Annotated in this window: 23 protein-coding genes; 11 read left to right on the forward strand and 12 right to left on the reverse strand. The window is 55.3% G+C overall.

The window, feature by feature from the left end; translation table 11 throughout:
- Positions 1-4: 4 nt before the first annotated feature.
- A complete protein-coding gene (locus M9H61_RS13855) occupies positions 5-1,045 on the forward strand; it encodes a LacI family DNA-binding transcriptional regulator (RefSeq protein WP_101246744.1) in 1,041 nt (346 codons plus the stop codon).
- A 56-nt stretch (positions 1,046-1,101) separates the two neighbouring features.
- Here M9H61_RS13855 and M9H61_RS13860 read toward each other — a convergent pair whose 3' ends face one another.
- Positions 1,102-1,647, reverse strand: coding sequence for an MgtC/SapB family protein (locus M9H61_RS13860; protein WP_101246743.1), 546 nt, complete (start codon positions 1,645-1,647; stop codon positions 1,102-1,104).
- Positions 1,648-1,696: 49 nt separating this feature from the next.
- Entirely contained in the window at positions 1,697-2,635 is a 939-nt protein-coding gene (locus M9H61_RS13865) for a LysR substrate-binding domain-containing protein (RefSeq protein WP_250281069.1), read from the reverse strand.
- A 102-nt stretch (positions 2,636-2,737) separates the two neighbouring features.
- Here M9H61_RS13865 and M9H61_RS13870 point away from each other — a divergent pair, with 102 nt between their 5' ends.
- Positions 2,738-3,430, forward strand: coding sequence for a LysE family translocator (locus M9H61_RS13870; protein WP_250281071.1), 693 nt, complete (start codon positions 2,738-2,740; stop codon positions 3,428-3,430).
- A 47-nt stretch (positions 3,431-3,477) separates the two neighbouring features.
- On the opposite strand, the gene M9H61_RS13875 is transcribed toward M9H61_RS13870, so the two are convergent.
- The 7 genes from M9H61_RS13875 to M9H61_RS13905 all read right to left on the reverse strand — a co-directional run bounded on the left by M9H61_RS13875 (position 3,478) and on the right by M9H61_RS13905 (position 9,993).
- Positions 3,478-3,909 (reverse strand): DsrE/DsrF/DrsH-like family protein, encoded by a 432-nt coding sequence (locus M9H61_RS13875; RefSeq protein WP_206926438.1) that lies wholly within the window; start codon positions 3,907-3,909, stop codon positions 3,478-3,480.
- Entirely contained in the window at positions 3,899-4,702 is an 804-nt protein-coding gene (locus M9H61_RS13880) for a molybdopterin-synthase adenylyltransferase MoeB (protein WP_250281072.1), read from the reverse strand. Before M9H61_RS13880 ends, M9H61_RS13875 begins: the two co-directional genes overlap by 11 nt.
- 287 nt (positions 4,703-4,989) lie before the next feature.
- Positions 4,990-5,940 carry a cysteine synthase A gene (cysK, locus tag M9H61_RS13885; RefSeq protein ID WP_250281075.1) on the reverse strand — a complete coding sequence of 317 codons (951 nt, stop codon included), beginning with the start codon at positions 5,938-5,940 and terminating at the stop codon, positions 4,990-4,992.
- Positions 5,941-6,142: 202 nt separating this feature from the next.
- The gene (locus tag M9H61_RS13890; protein ID WP_008888834.1) at positions 6,143-6,598 is read right to left on the reverse strand and encodes an Rrf2 family transcriptional regulator; all 456 of its coding nucleotides are present in this window, start codon (positions 6,596-6,598) and stop codon (positions 6,143-6,145) included.
- Positions 6,599-6,765: 167 nt separating this feature from the next.
- Positions 6,766-7,230: a dUTP diphosphatase gene (gene dut, locus M9H61_RS13895; protein WP_101246738.1), complete on the reverse strand. Its 465-nt coding sequence runs from the start codon at positions 7,228-7,230 to the stop codon at positions 6,766-6,768.
- Between the two features lie 69 nt (positions 7,231-7,299).
- Positions 7,300-8,517 carry a bifunctional phosphopantothenoylcysteine decarboxylase/phosphopantothenate--cysteine ligase CoaBC gene (coaBC, locus tag M9H61_RS13900; protein WP_250281076.1) on the reverse strand — a complete coding sequence of 406 codons (1,218 nt, stop codon included), beginning with the start codon at positions 8,515-8,517 and terminating at the stop codon, positions 7,300-7,302.
- 165 nt (positions 8,518-8,682) lie between these two features.
- On the reverse strand, positions 8,683-9,993 hold the full coding sequence (locus tag M9H61_RS13905) for a polysaccharide deacetylase family protein (protein ID WP_250281078.1): 1,311 nt from the start codon (positions 9,991-9,993) through the stop codon (positions 8,683-8,685).
- Between the two features lie 240 nt (positions 9,994-10,233).
- On the opposite strand from M9H61_RS13905, the gene M9H61_RS13910 reads away from it, so the two are divergent.
- A complete protein-coding gene (locus tag M9H61_RS13910) occupies positions 10,234-10,815 on the forward strand; it encodes a malonic semialdehyde reductase (protein WP_114112152.1) in 582 nt (193 codons plus the stop codon).
- Between the two features lie 249 nt (positions 10,816-11,064).
- Complete coding sequence (locus M9H61_RS13915; protein ID WP_250281081.1) at positions 11,065-12,474, forward strand: ATP-binding protein; 1,410 nt, start codon at positions 11,065-11,067, stop codon at positions 12,472-12,474.
- Between the two features lie 147 nt (positions 12,475-12,621).
- Here the strand turns inward: M9H61_RS13915 and M9H61_RS13920 are convergent, their stop codons facing one another.
- From M9H61_RS13920 to hslV, 3 genes are all read right to left on the reverse strand, one after another.
- A complete protein-coding gene (locus M9H61_RS13920) occupies positions 12,622-13,374 on the reverse strand; it encodes a DUF3800 domain-containing protein (RefSeq protein WP_250281083.1) in 753 nt (250 codons plus the stop codon).
- A gap of 132 nt (positions 13,375-13,506) precedes the next feature.
- Complete coding sequence (hslU, locus tag M9H61_RS13925; protein WP_101246733.1) at positions 13,507-14,817, reverse strand: ATP-dependent protease ATPase subunit HslU; 1,311 nt, start codon at positions 14,815-14,817, stop codon at positions 13,507-13,509.
- A 59-nt stretch (positions 14,818-14,876) separates the two neighbouring features.
- Positions 14,877-15,437: an ATP-dependent protease subunit HslV gene (gene hslV / locus M9H61_RS13930; protein WP_101246732.1), complete on the reverse strand. Its 561-nt coding sequence runs from the start codon at positions 15,435-15,437 to the stop codon at positions 14,877-14,879.
- 217 nt (positions 15,438-15,654) lie between these two features.
- Here hslV and ade point away from each other — a divergent pair, with 217 nt between their 5' ends.
- The 7 genes from ade (at position 15,655) to hisA (ending at position 21,754) form a co-directional block, all read left to right on the forward strand.
- Positions 15,655-17,385, forward strand: coding sequence for an adenine deaminase (gene ade, locus M9H61_RS13935; protein ID WP_250281085.1), 1,731 nt, complete (start codon positions 15,655-15,657; stop codon positions 17,383-17,385).
- Positions 17,386-17,488: 103 nt separating this feature from the next.
- Positions 17,489-18,604 carry a Fic family protein gene (locus M9H61_RS13940; RefSeq protein ID WP_371922189.1) on the forward strand — a complete coding sequence of 372 codons (1,116 nt, stop codon included), beginning with the start codon at positions 17,489-17,491 and terminating at the stop codon, positions 18,602-18,604.
- A gap of 109 nt (positions 18,605-18,713) precedes the next feature.
- On the forward strand, positions 18,714-19,313 hold the full coding sequence (hisB, locus tag M9H61_RS13945; protein ID WP_250281087.1) for an imidazoleglycerol-phosphate dehydratase HisB: 600 nt from the start codon (positions 18,714-18,716) through the stop codon (positions 19,311-19,313).
- Between the two features lie 74 nt (positions 19,314-19,387).
- A complete protein-coding gene (locus M9H61_RS13950) occupies positions 19,388-19,831 on the forward strand; it encodes a DUF2628 domain-containing protein (RefSeq protein WP_101246728.1) in 444 nt (147 codons plus the stop codon).
- Positions 19,828-20,478 (forward strand): imidazole glycerol phosphate synthase subunit HisH, encoded by a 651-nt coding sequence (hisH, locus tag M9H61_RS13955; RefSeq protein WP_101246727.1) that lies wholly within the window; start codon positions 19,828-19,830, stop codon positions 20,476-20,478. The genes M9H61_RS13950 and hisH overlap by 4 nt, the downstream gene beginning before the upstream one ends.
- Complete coding sequence (locus tag M9H61_RS13960) at positions 20,475-21,029, forward strand: GNAT family N-acetyltransferase (protein WP_250281089.1); 555 nt, start codon at positions 20,475-20,477, stop codon at positions 21,027-21,029. The genes hisH and M9H61_RS13960 overlap by 4 nt, the downstream gene beginning before the upstream one ends.
- A complete protein-coding gene (gene hisA / locus M9H61_RS13965) occupies positions 21,026-21,754 on the forward strand; it encodes a 1-(5-phosphoribosyl)-5-[(5-phosphoribosylamino)methylideneamino]imidazole-4-carboxamide isomerase (RefSeq protein ID WP_114112145.1) in 729 nt (242 codons plus the stop codon). The genes M9H61_RS13960 and hisA overlap by 4 nt, the downstream gene beginning before the upstream one ends.
- Positions 21,755-21,757 lie beyond the last annotated feature (3 nt).

The following is a 21,757-nucleotide window of genomic DNA, read 5'->3' on the forward strand; positions in this document are numbered from 1 at the left end:
TGACATGCCTGCTTCTCGCCCCAACTTGCGCACGATTGCCGACCGGCTTGGCCTGTCGGTTACAACTGTGTCGCGCGCCCTTAAAGACGGACCCGAGGTCAAACCCGACACGGTCGCCAAGGTCAAGGCAGCAGCAGCGGAAATCGGCTATCGCCCGGATGCACGGGGCGTCATGCTGCGCACCGGCAAAACCATGCAGGTCTGTTCGATCCTGTATTCCCCCGAAGTCGGCGATTACGGTGATCCGGGCTTCCTTGCCCAGGTCGAAAGCCTGGCACAGGGGCTTGAAGCCGATCATTATTCGCTAGTGGTGCTGGCCCAGACCAGTGCCGAAGATCCGCTTGAACCAGTGCGCAAGGTCCATACCCAGCGCATGGCCGATGCGGTGGTGTTTTCACGCACCACGCTTCAGGACAAGCGTGCCAAATACTGCCTTCAGCATGATTTTCCATTCGTCAGTTTTGGCCGGACAGAACTTTTGACGCCACATGCCTTTGTCGATCACGATGATGAACAGGCCGCTTATGATGCGATTACGCGCCTGATCGAAGACGGCCATCGCAAGATCGCCATGATCGATCCGCCCGAAAACCTGACCTTTTTTGGTTATCGCAAACGCGGCGCACGCCGCGCCATGGTCGATGCCGGGCTTGATCCCGACAGCCTTGTTCTGATGCCCTCGGACGTTTCGGTGCGGGCTGCGCGTGACGCAACCAACCGGCTTTTTGGCGATCAGCATGATGCGACCGCCATTGTGTGCGCCAGTCAGATGACCATGATCGGCGCACTCGAAGCCTTGATGGAACTTGGTATGGATACCATCCGCGACGGCATCGGGGTTGTCGGGTTTGGCGGGATGCCGTTTCGCATGCTGTCCAAACAGAAGCTGGCCTATTATTACCAGCCCCAGCGTCACGTCGGCGAAGTCCTTGCCCGCCATCTGCACGATCTGATGAACGGATCAGACGTCGAACAGCTGCAAACCTTGCTGCCCTATCGGCGGATTGATGATTTGGCTGCCTTCCGCGAGGGTGAGGACTTTTAGCCCACCCACAACCCCTGCAATACAAATCCGGGATCGATCACGCCCGGCACCGATCCTTAACCCTGCGCCTTGCGATGTTCGGGATTGTCACCGTTTTCGGCATCCCCGGCCCCGATCAACCGGACCAGAAGCACCTCGATCGGCTTAAGCACGATCAGAACGATAAAGGTCAACACCGTGGCAATCACCACGATATGCCAGGCCGCAAGTGCGCAGGCAATACCAAGTGCGGCTGTTATCCAGACCGTCGCCGCCGTTGTCAGGCCCGAAACCGACATGCTTTTGGGCTGACGCAAGATTACCCCGGCACCGATAAAGCCGATCCCGGTCAAGACGCCCTGCAAAATGCCCTGAACCACACGTGACAGGGCATCGGGATGATCAATCATGTCCTGAAAATGAACCGCCACCACTGAAACCACAGCCGCCCCCAATGCAACAAGGGCCAGGGTCCGCATCCCGGTCGGCTTGCCATTCACATCCCGGTTAAGCCCGATCATCATGCCAATGACCGTGGCCGCACACAGACGCGCCACCATATCGATAATTCCGATATCGAAATATTTTTCGGCCGTCGCGAAATAGGGCAGATCGGTCAGCATGCTGGGCGCCTTTAAGGTTTCAGGGACTCCCAGAACGCCCGACATTCGATCAATGTTCCGGTTCTCGCACCCCAGACCCGGAACCAAGATGGCTTTCCATCCCCTGTGCCATCATCATCAGCCAGTCAAAAAACAGGGCAATGCGCGGGTCACGATCCGGCCGATCAAGCGTGATCAGAACATAATCGCATCCGGTCGGTGCCATCCCGTGCGGGGCAATCAGCCGCCCGGCGGCCAGATCATCACAAACCAGCGGCAACGGACCAATCGCTGTGCCCAGCCGGTTGACTGCTGCCTGAAGAGCAAAAAAGAAATGGTCGAAATATTGTTCGCTTGCCGGGCTCACATCCAGCCCGCTGGCCCGTTTCCAGTCATCCCATGCCTCGGGTCGGGTGCGACTATGCAGCCAGCGTGCCTTTGACAAATTGCGATCAAGGATGTTTTCCCAGCAATCCGGATCACATACCGGTCCCGCAAGTTCGGCCCAAAGACGGGTGGTGACGTAATCTTCGGAAATGCCGTAATCGGCCCGGCGAATGGCCACATCACAGCCATCGGAAAGCAAATCAACCGGCCCGCCGGCAAGGCGCAGATCGATATTCAAATCAGGATTGGCTTGCCGGAAATCACCAAGACGCGGCATCAGCCAGCGCATGGCAAGACTTGGCTCGCACGACACCGTCAGGATCGGCGACGTTCCGGCGTGGCGGTGGATATCCTCGATCGCCTGATCAAGACCGTCCAGCGCCCCGGTCGTTGCCTTCAGCAACCGCTCGCCCGCCGATGTCAGCCAGACCCGGCGGTTACGCCGCACAAACAGATCAACGCCCAGGCGGTCTTCGATCTGGGCCACCGCCCGGCTGATGGCCCCGTGGGTCAGGTGCAATTCTTCGGCTGCGCGTGAAAAGCTTTGATGGCGGGCAGCGGCTTCAAAGGCCGGAAGGGCTGCCAATGGGGGCAGGCTGCGTTTTTTGTGAATATTACTCACAATATTTCCCGGAATTTTTCGATTTTCTGGCAACGGGTCCAGTTTGATACTCAATCAGCTCACAGATCAATCGGTTTCTTTCAGCTTTCAGGATCACAGACCATGCCGGAAATTTCCCCCCATCTGCCATCAATGGAAATCATTGCCGTTGCCATCATCACCATTCTGGCAGTTATCAGCCCGGGGCCGGACTTTGCCATGGTCACGCGCATCGCCCTGTCACGGGGCAGACGGGCCGGCATTTTATGTGCAATCGGTATCGGAAGCGGAGTTTCAGTCCACCTGACCTATACCCTGATCGGTCTGGGCGTGCTGTTTGCCAGCAATGTCTGGGTGCTGACAGCGTTGCGTTATCTTGGGGCGGCGTATCTTATCTGGCTTGGCATGTCGGCCCTGTGGCCGGATATCCGTGCCATGATGACCCGGCGTAAACATCTGAAAGCAATGGGTGTTAGCGCTAACATGGTCAGCACCGCTTCGGGCGCGGATCAAAACAGGAACGCCCCTGATCGCAATGCATTCTGGATCGGCTTTGCCTGCAATGCGCTTAATCCGAAAACAATGCTGTTTATCGTATCGCTGTTCAGTCAGGTGATTTCACCTGGCACCCCGATCCTTCAGGAAATCGGATACGGCATCTATATTGCGGCCTGCCATATGGGCTGGTTTGGGCTGGTTGCGGTTGCCCTTACGCTTCCGGCCGTGCAGGCCCGGATTGCCGCGATCAAGGCCTGGATCGAACGGGCTGTCGGGCTGTGCCTTGCCGGTCTTGGCATCAAACTTCTGGCAAGTTAGGGCTGCATGGCCCGGCAATGGAACGAACAGGCAACCGGGATGGCAGATCAGATAAACAGCATCTCGCCATTCTGTTTGGCATCGTTCAGGAACGTCACAACACCGCCGGTTTCGATGGAAAGCTCATCGCGGGTGGCTTCGTTTTCCAAACCAAGTGCGCGCAGCCCCATTTCGCAGACCATGAATTTCGCGCCAAGCGACGCACAGGCCGACAGAAGCTCTTCAAAACTGCCAATACCGCGGGTGGAAAAGCTCAGATCGATCGACGTTGCCGTCGCACCTTCGGCCTCGGTGCGCAAATGCCGCCAGCCCGATGGCGCCAAAAGCGCCCGACTGGCATCCATGGTAAAGAACAGGGTGACTTCGCGCCCGGTCGCCAAAGCCGCCGACGCCATTACGAGTGCGTAATGAACCTTTTCAAAGCTGCCGGAAAAGATCACCAGCGACAGTTTTTTCGGGCTTTCCGTCTCAGTACTCATGGATTGAAAGATCCTTTATGGTCGCATTTTCGGAACAGGTCGGGCAGCCGGGGTCGCGCGGCACCCGGATTTTGCGGAACGATGCCGACAGGGCATCGATGATTAAAAGTTGCCCGGAAAGACCGTCACCAATGCCCATCAATTCCTTGAGCACCTCGGTCGCCTGGATGCCGCCAATCATGCCAACCACCGATCCCAGAACTCCCCCCTGTGCACAGGACGGGATGGCATCTTCGGGCGGCGGGGCATGATAAATACAGCGATAGCACGGATTGGGCGCACCCAGATGGGCCTTGAAGGTCGATACCTGACCATCAAAACGAAGTGCCGCCCCCGATACCAGCGTCTTGCCCGCCAGATAGCAGGCATCGTTAAGCAAAAAGCGCGTCTCGAAATTGTCCGAACCGTCGGCAATCACGTCATAACCGGCAATCAGATCCATGACATTGGATGCATCAAGGCGGTCATTATGGGCATGAACCGTAATTTCCGGGTTCATATCAAGCATGGTCGATTTTGCACTATCGACCTTGGCGGTTCCGAGATCCTTCATGCCATGCGCAATCTGGCGTTGAAGATTGGACAATTCCACCGTATCGGCATCAACAATCCCGATGGTCCCAACCCCGGCGGCGGCCAGATACATCGCAAGTGGCGAGCCAAGCCCGCCGGCACCGACAATCAAGACACGCCCGCGCTTAAGCTTCATCTGGCCGGTACCGCCAACATCCTTAAGGACGATATGGCGGGCATAGCGCTGTACTTCATTTTCGCTGAAATCGAAATCACTCACGCGGGCGGGTTTCCTGTCAGAACGGAACAAGGGTGCTGGTTTCTGGATATAGCTTGCGGGTCTGATCTCTCAAGGAAAAGATTTGATTTTCCACCGAATTGTCCGGGTGATGCACCGTTCGGGCAAAGAGAAATCCGGACCGAAATGCGATCGGAATGCTGATCTTGCCCGCCGCACTCCTTATAAGTTTCGATATCGCAATAAAATCGGGCCACATAAAAAGGCCCGGCGCAATGCACCGGACCTTTTGCTCGGATCGTCGGAATATCCGGACTGTTGACCAAGGCTTATTGCAGGCCTTCGAACAGCGCGGTCGACAGATAACGTTCCGCAAAGCTCGGTACGATCACAACGATGCGTTTACCGGCATTTTCCGGCTTCTGACCAAGCTCGATACCTGCGGCAACCGCCGCACCCGACGAAATACCGGTCGGAAGGCCTTCGATGGCCGCAAGCTTGCGCGCAGTCGCAAACGCAGTTTCGTTGCCAATGGTCATGACGGTATCAATCACATCGGTATTGAGGTTGCCTGGAATGAAACCGGCACCGATACCCTGAATTTTGTGCGGGCCCGGTGCGCCACCGGAAATGACCGGGCTGTCTTCGGGTTCGACCGCAACGATCTGGATGTTGGGGTTATGCTTTTTAAGCACTTCACCCACACCGGTCAGCGTCCCGCCCGTACCGACGCCGGCAACAAAGATATCAACCTGACCGGCGGTATCCTTGAGGATTTCCTCAGCCGTGGTGTTGCGGTGAACTTCCGGGTTGGCCGGGTTGTCAAACTGCTGAAGCATGATTGCGCCGTCGATTTCGGCAACCAGCTCCTCTGCGCGGGCAACTGCGCCTTTCATGCCCTTGGCGGCCGGGGTCAGGTCGATCTGCGCGCCCAGAAGCATCAGCATCTTGCGACGTTCAAGCGACATGCTTTCAGGCATGGTCAAAATCAGCTTGTAGCCCTTGGCAGCAGCAACAAAGGCCAGCGCAATGCCGGTATTGCCCGATGTCGGCTCGACCAGGGTTGCGCCCGGCTTGATCTTGCCGGCTTTTTCGGCGGTTTCAATCATCGCCAGACCAATACGGTCCTTGACCGAGGCCAGCGGGTTGAAGAATTCAAGCTTGCCAATCAGGTCGGCTTTGACACCTTCGGCTTCGGCCAGACGCGAAAGGCGCACCAGCGGCGTTGCGCCAATGGTGTCGATGATGCTGTCGTAAATCTTGCCGCGAAACTCAGTCATGTTTTCCTCGCACGTTTCTGTATTTTTGCCATCAAGCACATGATCTACCTGTATTTATCCTGCGATCCCACAAGGTCAAATGGATAGCGCAAATTTTTACAAGCAATGGTGCCTGCGGCATTCGTGATGCCTGTAGTTTAATTCAAATTGCAGCGGAATCATGTTGAATAAGGATACATCACTCCGCCACCAGCCCAGAAGACTAAATAATGAAATCCGGGGACTCTTCGATGCCACTGCGCAGGCCCGCATCGCGCGCCCGGTTGCACAGGTCTTCGACCGTGATCTTTTCAAGCTGTTTCATCATTTCGTCCTGCAATTCCCGCCAAAGGGGACGCACGACTTCCTTGCCCAGCGGCGATCCGGCCGGATCTTCGATCGGATCATCGGATGTTTCCATCGACCGGATGACCGAAACAATATCGGCAAGCGTGATGCGACGGCGTTCACGCGCCAGGCGATACCCGCCCCGCGGGCCGCGCACACCAACCAGAATATCGGCACGCACCAGCTGCTGAAGGGTTTGTTCAAGGTACCGCTTCGGGATTCCCTGACGCGCGGTGATATCGCGGCTTTGGACCGGTTCGCCTGCTGCGTTATAGGCAATATCGACGACCGCCTCGATCGCAAACAGCATCTTTTTTGAAAGCTTTAACATCGTTTCATCTTACTCCCCTCTTGGTTCGGCCATCCCCCCAGACGGCATGCAAACCTGGTTTCGCCAGAGCAATCAAATCTCGTAACCAAAATCATGACCGTCACGGCAACCACCCGCCATAACCGTCATGTGACCATCAGATCGCGTTGCGATCTGATGGCAAAAACTTATTTGACCGGGCTTGCTGTCCCGGTCGATCCGAACCCGCCCGCACCGCGCGCAGTCTCGTCCAGATCATCCACCGCACGCCAGGAAACCTGGGTTACCGGGGCAACCACAAGCTGGGCAATGCGCATGCCGCGTTCAATTTCAAACGCCACGTCGCCGTGATTGATCAGGATAACTTTGATCTCGCCGCGATAATCGGCATCGATCGTGCCCGGGCTGTTCAGAACCGTGACACCGTTCTTGGCAGCCAAACCCGAACGCGGGCGTACCTGGGCTTCGAACCCGGCGGGCAGGGCAATGGCAATACCGGTTTCAACCAGCGCACGCTTGCCAGGTTCAAGAACCAGCTTGCCGTCAATTGCCGCCTGCAAATCGACCGCCGCCGACTGGGCAGTGGCATATTCAGGCAACGGCAAATCCGCCCCATGCGGAAGCTGTTTCAAATCAACACTCAGAGCCGACATATTCCATCCTTGTCTTCTTCCCGGTCATCAGACCGGGTTTGTTCTTGCAATCCGTGTGTCCGCGACACATCAGGAAAAATGTTTGATGATCCGGGCACAAAGTGCCCCGGCGATGCCGGTTTTGCTTTGGCGCGACCAATGTTCGTCAGCGCCCGCATCATCCCCTGAAATCAGGAAGACCTCGTTCAGATCCCCGCCAAAGGTCCCGGTATCGGGCGCCACATCATTGGCAAGAATCCAGTCGCATCCCTTGCGCGCGCGCTTGGCACGGGCATGTTCGGTGACTTTTTCGGTTTCTGCGGCAAAGCCGATCACAAGCCCCGGGCGCGATGCCCCGGACTGGCTGATGGTTGCCAAGATGTCGGGATTTTCCGCAAGTTTAAGATCGGGAATAATCCCCGAGCCATCCTTTTTAAGCTTTTGACCGGCTTCATCAGCAGTACGCCAGTCAGCAACAGCAGCGGCACAAACCGCAATATCCGCCGGCAGGGCATTTTGAACCGCAGCAAGCATATCGCGCGCTGTTTCAACCCGTACAACCGTCACCCCGACCGGATCGGGCAGGGTCACAGGACCGGACACCAGCGTCACATCCGCACCGGCATTGGCAAGTGCCTGGGCAATTGCATGGCCCTGTTTGCCCGATGACCGGTTGGCGATGTAGCGCACCGGATCAATCGGCTCGTGGGTCGGGCCGCTGGTCACGACCGCCTTTTTGCCGGCAAGCGGCTTGGGCGCAGACTGGTCTTCAAGGAAATCAAGCACGCTTGCGATAATCTCGGCCGGTTCGGCCAGACGCCCCGAACCGGTTTCGCCACAGGCAAGATCACCGGCAGATGGCCCCACCCGGATCACACCGCGGCTTTCAAGCGTTGCGATATTGGCCTGTGTCGCCGGATGGTTCCACATTTCCACATTCATGGCAGGCGCAATCATCACCGGCTTGTTGGTTGCCAACAGCGCGGTTGTCGCCAGATCACCGGCCTGTCCGGTTGCCATTTTTGCAAGGATATCGGCACTTGCCGGGGCGACCAGAACAAGGTCGGCCTCACGCGACAGACGGATATGGCCCATCTCGGCTTCGTCGGTCAGGGAAAACAGATCCTGATAGACCTTGTTTTCCGTCAATGCCGCCACAGACAACGGTGTCACGAACTGTTCGCCACCCTTGGTCAGGATGGCGCGGATATTGATTTCGCGGTCTCTGAGCCGACGGATCACCTCAAGAACCTTATAGGCCGCAATGCCGCCCGAAATGATCAGAAGGATATTCTTGCCTGCCGACACTGTGATTACCAATTAATTACGGTTTAAAAGTGTGGTTAACCTACATTGTCTCATTATGGGACGCAAGCGCCCATAACCGAAATGGCAAACGCCGCGGTCCGGAAAGGATCGCGGCGTAGTGTTTTGTGTGCTTTGAAATCCCAAAAAGCAACGGCATCAAAGGCTTCACGGAACGGTGTAAAGCATCCCGAACCATTGCCAACGGGAATCCGGGCCCATCGCCGTGCAATTGATGCGCCAGCGTCCCGATGCGACCGGCCCATCAAGGCGAATTTCAACGCGCTCATCGCCAAGGCGGCTCATGGTTGCGTCACCATCGGACGGATAACAGGCAATATTGGCTGTCGGCTCCTTAAGGGTAAAGCCGAATGCAGGCGGATTGCGTGTCAGGGTATAATCCCCCGGGGTCACGTCGCTGACCCGCAATGGCAACGAATTTGCCGCCAATTTGAAGCGGTCCATTGCGCCATAATGCTCGTTCAGCGCAAAGCGCGGCAGATACATGAAATCGGATTCCGTGCTCATGGCACCGCTTTGCTGACCAAATGCGGCCTTGTATCCGGCCTCCTTGACCGCACTGATGACGTCTGCATTTGCCTCGCCATAGGGATAGGCAAAGATATCAGGCACAAAGCCAAGCTCTTCCTTGAACCGTTTGGCCGAATGATCCAGCTCGGCCTTGACGGCGGCGATATCAAGATCAGGCAGGTGGGAATGATGCTGGCTGTGACCCCCAATGGTGACCCCGGCCTTTACCAGATCACGCACCATGTCCCAGGTCATGTAATTGGAAAAGCCGTCATCGATCTGTTGGGTCGAAACAAAGACCGTAAAGGGCATATTGTGGGCCTTGAAGATCGGCCAGGCCTGTTCATACACAGAACGATAGGCATCATCGATGGTGATGCCGATGGTACGATCGGGCAAACCGCCACCATTTTCAATCGCCGTGACGATCTGTGGCAGCCCCATAACCGTGTATCCGCCACTGGTCAGTTCGGCGATATGTTCCTTGAACTGGTCGATCTTGATGTTGGTCGACGGGTATTCATCTTCGCCAAACCGATGATACATGAAAACAACCGCCGAGGTGGCATCACCCGCCGGTGCCGGTGCTGCTGCCGGCTTTTCGGCAACAATGGGATCAACGGTCGGATCAACAGCCTTATCAACGGCCGTTGCTTCGGGTTGCGGCACGTCAGGAGCCGCTGTTTCGGATGCTGTCGCCCCGGGTGCTGCTGATTGTGCCGACATATCGGGACCAGTCGCACTGTCGCTTTGCGCAGACGGCTCGGCAACCGGCATGGTGGCCGGTGCAGTGGTTTCGGTTTCAACCGACTGGGCGCTGCCCTGACCGACACCGAATGTTAACCCAACAGCAAACGACATCCCGAAAACCATACCGCGCAGCATGGAGCCGGGGGAAAGCAGATCGGTTACCGATGATGACCTTTGCCCTTTGGTCTCGAATTTCATAATTGTTTCCAGTCTTCTACCAACCACTCCAAACAGGGCGACATATGGGGGTCGGCCCTGTGCACCGGACATGCTGTTTTCGCCGTCGTCCGGGTGCAGCGTCCCGTTTGCCGGGATCGTTTTGCAAAAGCAAAAATACCAGCGAACCAATTGTTTTTCCATATTTCATATAGATGGTTGCGAATTGGTTCATCAGGGTTACCTTTGAAACAGACGTATAACCCAAACTGATGAGGCCCCATGCTTGATTCTGATGCTTTTGGTCTTCTGTTCCACAATGCGCGCACCTTCAATAACTGGCAGGACCGTGATGTCGATACCGGTTTGCTCAAACAGGCATGGGATCTGACGGTGCTGGGCCCGACCAGCGCCAATTGCGAACCGATGCGCATTACCTTTGTCAAATCCGATGCCGCCAAAAAGCGCCTCAAACCGTTCCTTTCCGAAGGCAATGTCGACAAGACAATGAACGCCCCGGTGACCGCGATCGTGGCCCAGGACATGGAATTTTACGAAAAGCTTCCTGATCTGTTTCCCCATACCGATGCACGGTCATGGTTTGCCGGCAAGGATGACGCGATCAAAGCTACCGCTTTTCGCAACAGTTCGCTTCAGGCCGGTTATTTCATTCTTGCCTTGCGTGGTCTTGGGCTTGATTGCGGTCCGATGTCGGGATTTGATGCGGCGGGACTGGATGGCGAATTTTTTGCCGGAACACCGCTTAAGACCAACCTTCTGATCAATATCGGTTATGGCGATCGCGACAAATTGCCACCGCGCAGCCCGCGGCTTGCCTTTGACCAGGGGGCTGAAATCATCTGATTTCGCAAAACCCGTCCTCGATCTTCCAGAAGGCCTCCGACAGTCGGGGGCCTTTTTTATATTTCAGGGTTGTGATTTTCTGATAAGGCACGGCCGGGCCATGCTTCGACGGATTTTTTCAATCGGCTGAGCAACTTGAAAACTGTCATCAAACTTTTATTTGATCTTTACTGGCCCATAACCATTTTAGGTCCACTTTTACAAACGCGTGCACCGGATCACCGTAACCCCCGTAAACAGGAGCGTTAATTGGGCTTCCGCCAATTGATACTTACAGCTTTGGCCATCGCCTTTCCGGCGGGCATTGTCTTTGTCGTCCTTGCGGCGATGGAGCTGCTTGGCTGGGGCACGGCGATCCTGTCTGCCACGCTGTCCTGGCTTGGCATCACCGCAATGCTGCGCATCTATTTCGGCGATCTGCGCCGGGTGGCGCGCTATGCCACGGATTTGCGCGACCGGTTCAAGGGTACCCCGCCGCAACATATTTCGTTTGGTGCCGCGGCTGAACTTTCATCGCTTTATACCCAGATTGCTGCGGCCTTTCGCGATCGTATCGCCCTTCTTGAAGCACAAACCAGCACCGATGCCGAAATCCTTGATCACCTGCCAAACCCGGTGGTGATGGTCAACCGGCACCGGGTTGTGACCGGCTTCAACCAGGCGGCCAAGGGGCTGTTTCACAATCTTGAAACCGGGCGCGATCTGACACGGTTTATCCGTGACCCGATCCTTCTGGACGCATTTGATGACGTCGCCAATGCCCGCGAAACCATGAAGCATGCCGAATTTGTTCTGGCCAGCGACGCGCACCGTCATTACGACGTGCTCACCGCACGACTGCCCGCCGCAACCGGGGACCGGAACTTTGTGCTGAGTTTCTCGGACCTGACCGAGCTGCGCAAACTGGAACAGATGCGGGCCGATTTCGCCACCGATGCCGGTCATGAACTGCGCACCCCGCTGTCGGTGTTGCTGGGCTTTATCGAAACGCTTGAAGGCCCGGCCAAGGATGACCCCGATGCGCTGAACCAGTTCCTGCCAGTCATGCGCGATCAGGCCCAGCGCATGCAGCATCTGATCGAAGATTTGCTGTCGCTGGCGCGGATCGAACTGAATGAACATACCCCGCCATCCGAAGAATGCGACGTTGGCAAGATCATCGGCAAGGTTGCCGAAAGTCTGACCATGAAGGCGCAGGCAAAGGGCATGAACATCCGTGTGACCAGCGCACTCGACAACACCGAAATGGTCGGCGAGGAAAAGGAACTGACCCAGGTCTTTGTCAATCTGGTCGAAAACGCCATCAAATATGGCCATGCCAATACCGATGTCGAAGTTTCGATCAGCCTGGTCAAAAACCCGCCCGGCGCGCTGGCGCGGTTCCGCCATGACCGGATCATGGCCGTTGCCATCCGTGATCATTCCGACGGCATTGCGCGCGAACATCTGCCGCGTCTGACCGAACGGTTCTATCGGGTTGATACCGCACGATCGCGCGCAGTTGGCGGTACCGGTCTTGGTCTTGCCATCGTCAAACACCTTGTCCAGCGCCACCGCGGCACCATGCAGATCGAAAGCGAACAGGGCGTCGGTTCGGTCTTTACCGTCTATCTGCCGGCCAAAACCGGCGATAATGTGCGAAAATTGCATTCGGCATAATCAGTGACTTCTTCGTAAGTCATTGATAAAGAGTCAAAAACAAATCGTTGATTCTTATCGTATTTTTTGATATCTTATATTCAAGATCTGAATGCGGCCATAGTCGTGTAGTAGGATCTTTCCGGCGGAGGGTAACACCTCCGCCCTTTATATTTCTACAATCCCCAAAACATGTTGGTTGCTCGCCTTGAGGTTCAAGACTGGCTTTAGCCGCTCAAAGTAAGTACGAGCTCTCTTTTTGCGTACATAACCGTTCGGCGAGTAGTATTGCTGCAAAAAGTAAGCGCATACATCGCACATTTGTATCGGTAGAGAATGCGCGGAGTCCTTTTCATGCGGATCTTCAATAATTTTAGTTACCTTGAGGTTTCGACTACCTTTCCCACCTCCAAATGGCACATGATTATACACTGCCATTTTCCGCATCAAGCTCGTCAGTTTTTCGCCGGACGTAGCATCTGTAAAAATTAAGCCGTGATCATTACGGTGCTTCCCGGGAAAGTTACCAAACTGCAAGGTGTTTTCAAACCTCTGGAAAAGCACTTTCCAAGCGTTTTCGAAAACATCATAGCTAGCGAGCTTATTCGTCTTATCCACTACAACATTTGTCACCGACAAATAGTCTCGCTGAGCAATCTCATCTAAGACATTGCGCAAAATTGCTAAGCGCTGATGCTTTTGGATCCCTACTAACGGTTTCCGTAGGTACTCAGAAGCATGTATCTCATTGCGAACCGGTAGACCGTAAAAATCACGAAGATTACTTCTCAAAGATTTTAGGTGCCCGATCCATTCTCGCCAATGAGACTCATGGACGACAATTCCTGACAATATGAAGTGCGACGTTTGAGAAGCACCTATTCCAGTATCACCACTTTCATCCACGTACATAAGATACATGCAAGACACCACCGTTGGTTGAATCGCATGAAAGTATGATCTTTTTTCTACATTAGACAAACAAAAAGGCCAGCAACATCGTGCTGGCCTTTTGCGTCTCTGATCTGAATCTGATTCGCTAGAACGTTTCGCTTACAGAATAAACTTCGAAAGATCGGCATCCTTTGACAGATCTTCGACCTGTTCGCGGACATAATTGGCGTCGACCTTGAACGTTTCGCCACCACGATCGGTCGCGGTAAAGCTGATATCATCAAGCAGCTTTTCAAGAACCGTATGCAGACGACGCGCCCCGATATTTTCGACCGTTTCGTTCACATTGGCCGAAATGCGGGCGATTTCATCAATCGCATCATCGGTAAAGTCCAGAGTGACATCCTCGGTCTTCATCAGCGCGATATACTGCTTGATCAGGGAGGCTTCCGGTTCCATCAGGATACGGCGGAAGTCCCCTTCGGTCAGGGCTTTCAATTCAACCCGGATCGGCAAGCGGCCCTGCAATTCCGGCAGCAGATCCGATGGCTTGGCCAGATGGAACGCGCCCGAACAGATAAACAGGATATGGTCGGTCTTGACCGTGCCATGCTTGGTCGAAACGCTGGTTCCTTCAATCAGCGGCAACAGATCACGCTGAACACCTTCGCGCGATACATCGCCACCGCGCTCGGACCGTGCGGTGATCTTGTCGATCTCGTCGAGGAACACAATACCGTTCTGTTCGACATTCTCGATCGCCTCGGCGGTGACCTTGTCCATATCCAGAAGCTTGTCGCCTTCTTCATCGATCAGGCGCTCGAACGCTTCTTCGACGGTCATGCGTTTTGGCTTGGTATTGCCGCCAAATGCCTTGCCGAACATGTCATTCAGGTTCAGCATCCCCATCTGTGCACCGGGCATGCCCGGGATATCGATGGTCGGCATCGAGGCCGAGCTGCTTTCCTGAACGTTGATTTCGATTTCTTTTTGCTGAAGTTCGCCTTCGCGCAGCATCTTGCGGAATTTCTGACGGGTGTCAGAAGACGCATTTTCACCGACAAGCCCGTCAAGAATGCGTTCTTCGGCCTGCATTTCGGCCTTGGCGCGGACTTTTTTGCGCATGCTTTCGCGCGTCAGATCAATCGAAACTTCGACAAGATCACGCACGATCTGTTCGACATCACGCCCGACATAGCCGACTTCGGTAAATTTGGTTGCCTCAATCTTGATGAACGGCGCATCGGCAAGCTTTGCCAGACGGCGCGCAATTTCGGTTTTACCGACACCGGTCGGGCCGATCATCAGGATATTTTTGGGCAGAACTTCATTGCGCATGGTGTCGTCAAGCTGCTGACGGCGCCACCGGTTGCGCAACGCAATGGCGACCGCGCGCTTGGCGTCTTTCTGCCCGATGATATGACGATCGAGTTCAGAAACAATTTCGCGCGGGCTGAAATGTTGGGTCATGATTTATTCCGTATCTTATTGCGACAGATGCAGCGACAGGGCCCGGATTGGCGCCCTGCTTATTTCGCATCCTCGATTTCAATCTTTTCCAAAAGGACATTGCCGTTGGTATAGACACAAATCTCGCCGGCAATTGCCATGGCCTTGCGGGCGATTTCCTCGGCGCTGAGGTCCTGGTCAATCAGGGCACGCGCCGCGGCCAGCGCATAGTTCCCGCCCGATCCGATGGCAATGATGCCGTCTTCGGGTTCAAGAACATCACCCTGACCGGTCAGCACCAGCGACACATCCTTGTCGGCAACCGCCATCATGGCTTCGAGCTTGCGCAGATAACGGTCAGTACGCCAATCCTTGGCAAGTTCAACACAGGCACGCATGGTCTGCCCCGGATGGCGGTCAAGCTTTGCTTCGAGCCGCTCAAGCAGGGTAAAGGCATCCGCCGTTGCACCGGCGAAACCGACCATGATCTCGCCTTTCTGGCCGATCCGGCGGACCTTGCGGGCATTGCCCTTGATCACGGTCGGGCCAAGCGATACCTGACCATCACCCGCCACCACGACTTCATTGCCCTTGCGCACCGACAGAATTGTCGTGCCATGCCAGCTTTGTTGTTCGCTCATGAATTATCCTTGAATCTCGTCGATTGCTTCGCCCAAGAGTTAGCACGGCAGACGCCCCGGTCAAGGGCAGAAGCCACCAGACAGACCGCATCGAACCTTTGCTGTGATGCAAACACAGTTTCAACGCCCATATGCATAAAAATTCAAAGCACACCGGCCCCACATGCTTTAGGCTTGATCGTCAGAAAAGAATTTCAAGAATACAGGACCAAACATCATGAGCAGCACCGATCTTTCCCAAACCCATCTTGGCAAATGCATCCTTGCCGGTCAGGGCAAGATCAAGGCCGATCTGGTTTTGCGCAATATCGGGTTATTGGACGTCATCACAGGATCGGTGACACAAACCGACATTGCCATTGTCGGCGACCGCATTGTCGGCACCCATGATAACTATGAAGGCCGGGACGATATCGATTGCACTGGCAAATTCGCAGTCCCCGGCTTTATCGATACCCACCTTCATATTGAAAGCTCGCTGGTCACCCCGCTTGAATTTGATCGCTGTGTCTTGCCGCATGGCGTGACCACGGTTTTGTGTGATCCGCATGAAATCGCCAATGTGCTGGGGGCCGAGGGCATCAAATATTTCCTTGATTGCGCCGAACAGACAATCATGGATGTACGGGTCAATCTGTCATCCTGCGTGCCGGCCACCGCGTTCGAGACCGCCGGCGCGCGGCTTGAAATCGAAGACCTGTTGCCGTTCCGCGATCATGAAAAGGTCGTCGGCCTTGCCGAAATGATGAACTATCCCGGTGTGCTCAATCTTGATCCGGGCATCATGGCCAAACTTGAAGCGTTTCAGGATGGCCATATTGATGGTCATGCGCCGCTGGTGCGCGGCATGGACCTGAATGGCTATATGGCGGCGGGCATCCGCACCGACCACGAAGCCACATCGGCCGAAGAAGCCCGCGAAAAACTTGCCAAGGGCATGGCGATCCTGATCCGCGAAGGGTCTGTTTCCAAGGATCTCGAAGCCCTGGCCGAAATTCTCGATGAAAACAGTTCAAGCTTTGTGGCCCTTTGTACCGATGACCGCAACCCGCTTGATATCGGCGAGGAAGGCCATCTTGATAGCCTCGTGCGCCGCCTGATCGGGCATCTCAAGGCACGCAATTGTCCGATCCATCATGCCTATCGCGCGGCATCGCATTCCGCAGCCCGTATTTTCGACCTGCGTGATCGCGGATTGATCGGGCCGGGCTGGCGGGCCGATATCGCCATTCTGGATGATCTTGAAACCTGCGATGTTAGCGCTGTCATCGCCGGTGGCCGCGTGGTCAGTGAGGATCTGTTTGCCGGGCGCAAAACCATCGCGCCTGTCGGACTAAGCTCGATGAAGGCCAAACCCGTATCGGCCGAGGCATTCGCCTGTGATCCGAAACCGGGTCAAAATCAGACGCCGGTGATCAAGGTCAAGCCGGGGCTTATCCTGACTTTCCGCGATGAAGCCACCCTTGAGATTGGCGACAATGGCCTGAAACCCGATCTTGCCAATGACGTGATCAAGGTCGCGGTCGTGGAACGCCACGGGATCAATGGCAATATCGGACGCAGCTTCGTGCGTGGCTTTGGCCTGAAACGTGGGGCGATTGCATCATCCGTCGGGCATGACAGCCACAATATCACCGTGGTCGGGGCCAATGATGGCGACATGGCCGCGGCCGTCAATCGCCTGATCGAGATGGGCGGCGGCTTTGCCGTTGCCGATGGCGGCAAGGTGACCGCCGAACTGCCATTGCCGGTCGCCGGATTGATGAGCCTTGAGCCGTTCGAGATTGTTGAAAAAGACCTGATCAAACTCCGCGCAGCCGCCAAGGATCTGGGATGCGTTTTGCCCGAACCGTTTCTTCAGGTCGCCTTCCTGGCACTTCCGGTCATTCCGCATCTTAAAATGACCGATCGCGGTCTGTTTGATGTCGATAAATTCGACTTTGTCTAGGGGATGCGGTGAATACCCCCATATTCACCGCATATTTTGCGGTAAATAAACTTGCTATTCACCGCAAATTCCCGGCATAATCACCGCAAACGGAGCGGTGATTATGCCCTGGATTCATGAACACACAGATTGGCCGAATTTCTTCTGGGACGATAATGCCCTTATCGTCGCCTTGGCTGACTGTCGTTTTCGGCAAGGCAAACTCATTGGTAAAATGACAGCTCTGGGCTTTGATTTACAACGCGAAGCAAGCCTGAACACCCTGACAAACGACATCATCAAATCATCCGCCATCGAAGGCGAACAGCTCGACAGGGATGAAGTTCGGTCTTCGGTTGCGCGACGTTTAGGCATGGATATGGCGGGAATGGTTCCAACCAATCGCCATGTCGACGGGGTGGTGGAAATGATGCTCGACGCCACTCAGAATTATCATGAAACGCTGACAAAAGACCGTCTTCTTGCCTGGCATGCTGCCCTGTTCCCCACCGGGCGAAGTGGCATGCATAAAATCAGAACCGGGATATGGCGAGATGATCAAGGTGGCCCTATGCAGGTTGTTTCAGGCCCTTTCGGTCGTGAAACTGTTCATTTCGAAGCACCGGGCGCCACCCGGATTGACGACGAAATATCGGCTTTCATCGACTGGTTTGAAGGCCCGTCAACAATAGACCCGGTCATCCGCGCTGCTATTGCCCATTTCTGGTTTGTCACAATTCATCCTTTTGATGATGGCAATGGGCGCATCGCACGCGCGATTGCCGATCTGGCGCTGGCCCGTGCCGATAACAATTCTACCCGTTTTTACAGCATGTCGACCCGGATCGAAGCAGAACGGCGCGATTATTACGCTCAACTTGAAGGTCAACAACGCGCCACGCCCGATATAACCGAATGGATCAGCTGGTTCGTCACATGCCTTGGCCGTGCGATTGAAGCGGCAGATGAAACACTTGAGTCCGTCCTGAAAAAAGCACGCATATGGGATATCGCCAACAAGGCCGGGCTGAATGCCCGACAGACCCTTGTGCTTAACCGTATGCTCGAAGGGTTCAAAGGGCACATGAACACGTCGAAATATGCAAAAATCGCCAAATGCTCAAATGACACCGCACTGCGTGATATCCAGTCATTGCTTGATGCAGGCATCCTGCAAAAAAACTCGTCTGGTGGCCGCAGCACCAGTTATCGGCTCATTGATAGCTCCGTTCCGGACTAGGCGCATATTTTGCGGCCATTACGTAGCCACCTAAAACTGGCTTTTCCACGGGTTTGTTGCTACATACGGTCCATCATATGCATCAATATCTGCAGGAAAGGAGCTTTGCATGCGCAAGGCCCGCGTTGAGCGTAACACAAACGAAACCCAGATCATGGTTGAACTGAACCTTGACGGAACCGGCATCTATGATGTCGAGACCGGGGTCGGTTTCCTTGATCACATGCTCGAACAGCTTTCGCGTCACAGCCTGATGGACCTTAAGGTCCGAGCCAAGGGCGACCTGCATATTGATTTCCATCACACGACAGAAGATAGCGGCATCGCGATTGGCCAGGCCTTTGCACAGGCGCTTGACGATAAAAAGGGCATTACGCGTTATGGCAGCTGCCTGCTGCCGATGGACGAAGCATTGACCCGTGTCGCCCTTGATATTTCAAGCCGTCCCTATCTGATCTGGAATGTCAATTTTACCCGCGACAAGCTGGGCGATATGGATACCGAATTGTTCCGCGAATGGTTCCAGGGCTTTGCCCAGGCGGCCGGCATCACGCTGCATGTCGAGAACCTGTATGGCGAGAACAATCACCATATCATCGAAAGTGCCTTTAAGGCGCTTGCACGGTCCTTGCGCGATGCGATCGAAATCGATCCGCGCAAATCCGATGCCATTCCGTCGACCAAGGGGACCCTTGGCGGTTCGCTTTAAGCGGGTCAGCTTGATCTGATCGAAAATTTACCGGTGCTGTTGCGAGAACACCGGGACCAGAAAATCGGTTTTCGATGAAGGTTTACACAGTACATATCCATCCCGGCGATGCCGAACCGATGGAAAACGCCATCCTGATCCGCGAAGGGTTCAATTTCTGGGCCTTTCTGCTGTCGGGTCTTTGGGCGTTGTATCATCGCCTCTGGCTGGGATTCTTTGGTCTGGTCGTTGTTTCCATTCTGTGCAGTCTTGCGGTCATGTTCTTTGATGGCGGGCCGGAAATGGATTTCGCCCTGGCGCTTGTTACTGGGATCGGCTTTGGCCTGATTGCCAATGATCTGCGTCGGCGCAAACTGGCGGCACAGGGCTGGAAAATGACCGATATCGTTGCTGGTAAAACCCAAAGCGATGCCGAACATCGCTGTTTTGAGCGTTTGACCATATCGAAACTGCGCGTCCCACAGATGCAGCAAACCACCATATCAACCCCCTCAACCGGGAGCCCATCCTACCCATGAGTGTTGCGATTATTGATTACGGTTCAGGCAATCTGCGCTCTGCTGCCAAGGCGTTCGAGCGTGCCGCCCGCGAAACCGGCTTTTCCGATGCGATCATTGTCACCGATGACCCGGAAAAGGTCCGCAACGCCAGCCATATCGTGCTTCCGGGTGTTGGTGCCTATGCCGATTGCCGGGCCGGACTTGATGCCGTGACCGGCATGGTCGATGTTCTGAACGAACAGGTGATCAAAGGCGGCAAGCCGTTCTTTGGCATCTGTGTCGGCATGCAGCTGATGTCATCGGTTGGCCGTGAATTTGCCGATACCCCCGGCCTTGACTGGATCGCGGGCGAGGTGGTTGCGATCGAACCCAGCGACCCGACCCTGAAAATCCCGCATATGGGCTGGAACGAGCTGGTGCTGGATCCCGCTGGCAAATCCCATCCGGTCCTTCGCGGTATTTCGGACGGGGATCACGCCTATTTCGTGCACAGCTATCACATGCATGTAGCCAATCCGGATCAGCGACTGGCATCGGTCTCCTATGGCGGGGAACTGACGGCGATGATCGGGCGTGACAACATGATCGGCACCCAGTTCCACCCGGAAAAAAGCCAGAAAACGGGGCTTACCATCATTGGTAACTTCCTGGGATGGAAGCCATGATCGCACCATCCGATACCATTCAGCCCGGCGTTGTTGCCGAATGCGTGACCGAACTGTCAGCAGGCGAGCTTTCCGACATCGTCGATGCCTGCACCCAGGCGATTGTCGAGGGTGGTGGATTTGGCTGGCTGACCCCGCCCGATCGCCCGGATATGGAAAAATACTGGCGTGGCGTGTTGCTTATGCCCGGGCGGCATTTGTTTGTATCGCGCGTTGATGGCGTGATTTCCGGTGCGGCACAGCTGATTGAAACACCGGCCAACCTTGAAGCGCAGCGCCATTCCGCCCAGATCACCGGTCATTTCGTGGCCCCCTGGGCGCGCGGGCGCGGCAATGGCAAGGCGATCGTGCGTTCGATTGAATATTTCGCCCGTCAGGCGGGCTATAACGTTTTGAAACTGGACCTTCGCGAAACCCAGAAGGCCGCCATCGCGCTTTATAACGGGCTTGGCTATGTCCGTTGGGGCATCAATCCCTATTATGCGATGATCGACGACAAAATGGTCGAAGGTTACTATTACACCAAGAAATTACAGGACTCTGATCAGTGAATCTTTATCCCGCAATCGACCTTAAAGACGGCGCATGTGTGCGCCTTTTGCGCGGCGACATGGACAAGGCAACGGTATTCAACAATGACCCCGGCGCACAGGCCGGTGAATTTGTTCAGGCGGGCTGTCACTGGGTCCATATTGTTGATCTGAACGGGGCCTTTGCCGGCGAACCGGTTAACGGTGCGGCGGTTGATTCGATCCTGGCAGCCGTTGATGGCAAAGCCCAGACCCAGCTTGGTGGCGGCATCCGCACCATGGAAACCGTTGATTACTGGCTGAACAAGGGCATCACGCGTGTGATCCTTGGCACCGTTGCCCTTCGCAATCCGGATTTTGTCAAGGAAGCCTGTGCGAAATGGCCGGGTCGGGTTGCGGTTGGCATTGATGCCCGTGACGGCTATGTCGCGGTTGAAGGCTGGGCAGAAACGTCGGAAGTTACCGCCCTTGAACTGGCCAAAAAGTTCGAGGATTGCGGGGTTGCCGCCATCATCTTTACCGATATCGACCGCGATGGCGCGATGGGTGGACCGAACATTGAGTCCACCGTCGCACTGGCATCTGAAATCTCGACCCCGGTGATCGTGTCGGGCGGGGTATCGTCGCTTGATGATCTGATTGCGGTGAAAAAGCATACAAGTGCCGGCATTGACGGTGCGATTTCGGGCCGTGCGCTTTATGACGGGCGTATTGACCTGGCCGAAGCCATCGCAGCCCTTGCGTAATCG

The organism is Thalassospira sp. GO-4, assembly GCF_023588965.1.
Classification (GTDB): domain Bacteria; phylum Pseudomonadota; class Alphaproteobacteria; order Rhodospirillales; family Thalassospiraceae; genus Thalassospira; species Thalassospira povalilytica.

Excerpts from the sequence above, each read along its gene's own strand:
- M9H61_RS13870 (WP_250281071.1), top strand. The coding sequence starts at position 2,738 with ATGCCGGAAATTTCCCCCCATCTGCCATCAATGGAAATCATTGCCGTT.
- cysK (WP_250281075.1), bottom strand. The coding sequence starts at position 5,940 with ATGACTGAGTTTCGCGGCAAGATTTACGACAGCATCATCGACACCATT.
- M9H61_RS13860 (WP_101246743.1), bottom strand. The coding sequence starts at position 1,647 with ATGCTGACCGATCTGCCCTATTTCGCGACGGCCGAAAAATATTTCGAT.
- M9H61_RS13890 (WP_008888834.1), bottom strand. The coding sequence starts at position 6,598 with ATGTTAAAGCTTTCAAAAAAGATGCTGTTTGCGATCGAGGCGGTCGTC.
- hisH (WP_101246727.1), top strand. The coding sequence starts at position 19,828 with ATGAGTGTTGCGATTATTGATTACGGTTCAGGCAATCTGCGCTCTGCT.
- M9H61_RS13940 (WP_371922189.1), top strand. The coding sequence starts at position 17,489 with ATGCCCTGGATTCATGAACACACAGATTGGCCGAATTTCTTCTGGGAC.
- ade (WP_250281085.1), top strand. The coding sequence starts at position 15,655 with ATGAGCAGCACCGATCTTTCCCAAACCCATCTTGGCAAATGCATCCTT.
- hslU (WP_101246733.1), bottom strand. The coding sequence starts at position 14,817 with ATGACCCAACATTTCAGCCCGCGCGAAATTGTTTCTGAACTCGATCGT.
- hisB (WP_250281087.1), top strand. The coding sequence starts at position 18,714 with ATGCGCAAGGCCCGCGTTGAGCGTAACACAAACGAAACCCAGATCATG.
- M9H61_RS13910 (WP_114112152.1), top strand. The coding sequence starts at position 10,234 with ATGCTTGATTCTGATGCTTTTGGTCTTCTGTTCCACAATGCGCGCACC.
- M9H61_RS13960 (WP_250281089.1), top strand. The coding sequence starts at position 20,475 with ATGATCGCACCATCCGATACCATTCAGCCCGGCGTTGTTGCCGAATGC.
- M9H61_RS13920 (WP_250281083.1), bottom strand. The coding sequence starts at position 13,374 with ATGTATCTTATGTACGTGGATGAAAGTGGTGATACTGGAATAGGTGCT.
- M9H61_RS13855 (WP_101246744.1), top strand. The coding sequence starts at position 5 with ATGCCTGCTTCTCGCCCCAACTTGCGCACGATTGCCGACCGGCTTGGC.
- dut (WP_101246738.1), bottom strand. The coding sequence starts at position 7,230 with ATGTCGGCTCTGAGTGTTGATTTGAAACAGCTTCCGCATGGGGCGGAT.
- hslV (WP_101246732.1), bottom strand. The coding sequence starts at position 15,437 with ATGAGCGAACAACAAAGCTGGCATGGCACGACAATTCTGTCGGTGCGC.
- M9H61_RS13875 (WP_206926438.1), bottom strand. The coding sequence starts at position 3,909 with ATGAGTACTGAGACGGAAAGCCCGAAAAAACTGTCGCTGGTGATCTTT.
- M9H61_RS13950 (WP_101246728.1), top strand. The coding sequence starts at position 19,388 with ATGAAGGTTTACACAGTACATATCCATCCCGGCGATGCCGAACCGATG.
- M9H61_RS13905 (WP_250281078.1), bottom strand. The coding sequence starts at position 9,993 with ATGAAATTCGAGACCAAAGGGCAAAGGTCATCATCGGTAACCGATCTG.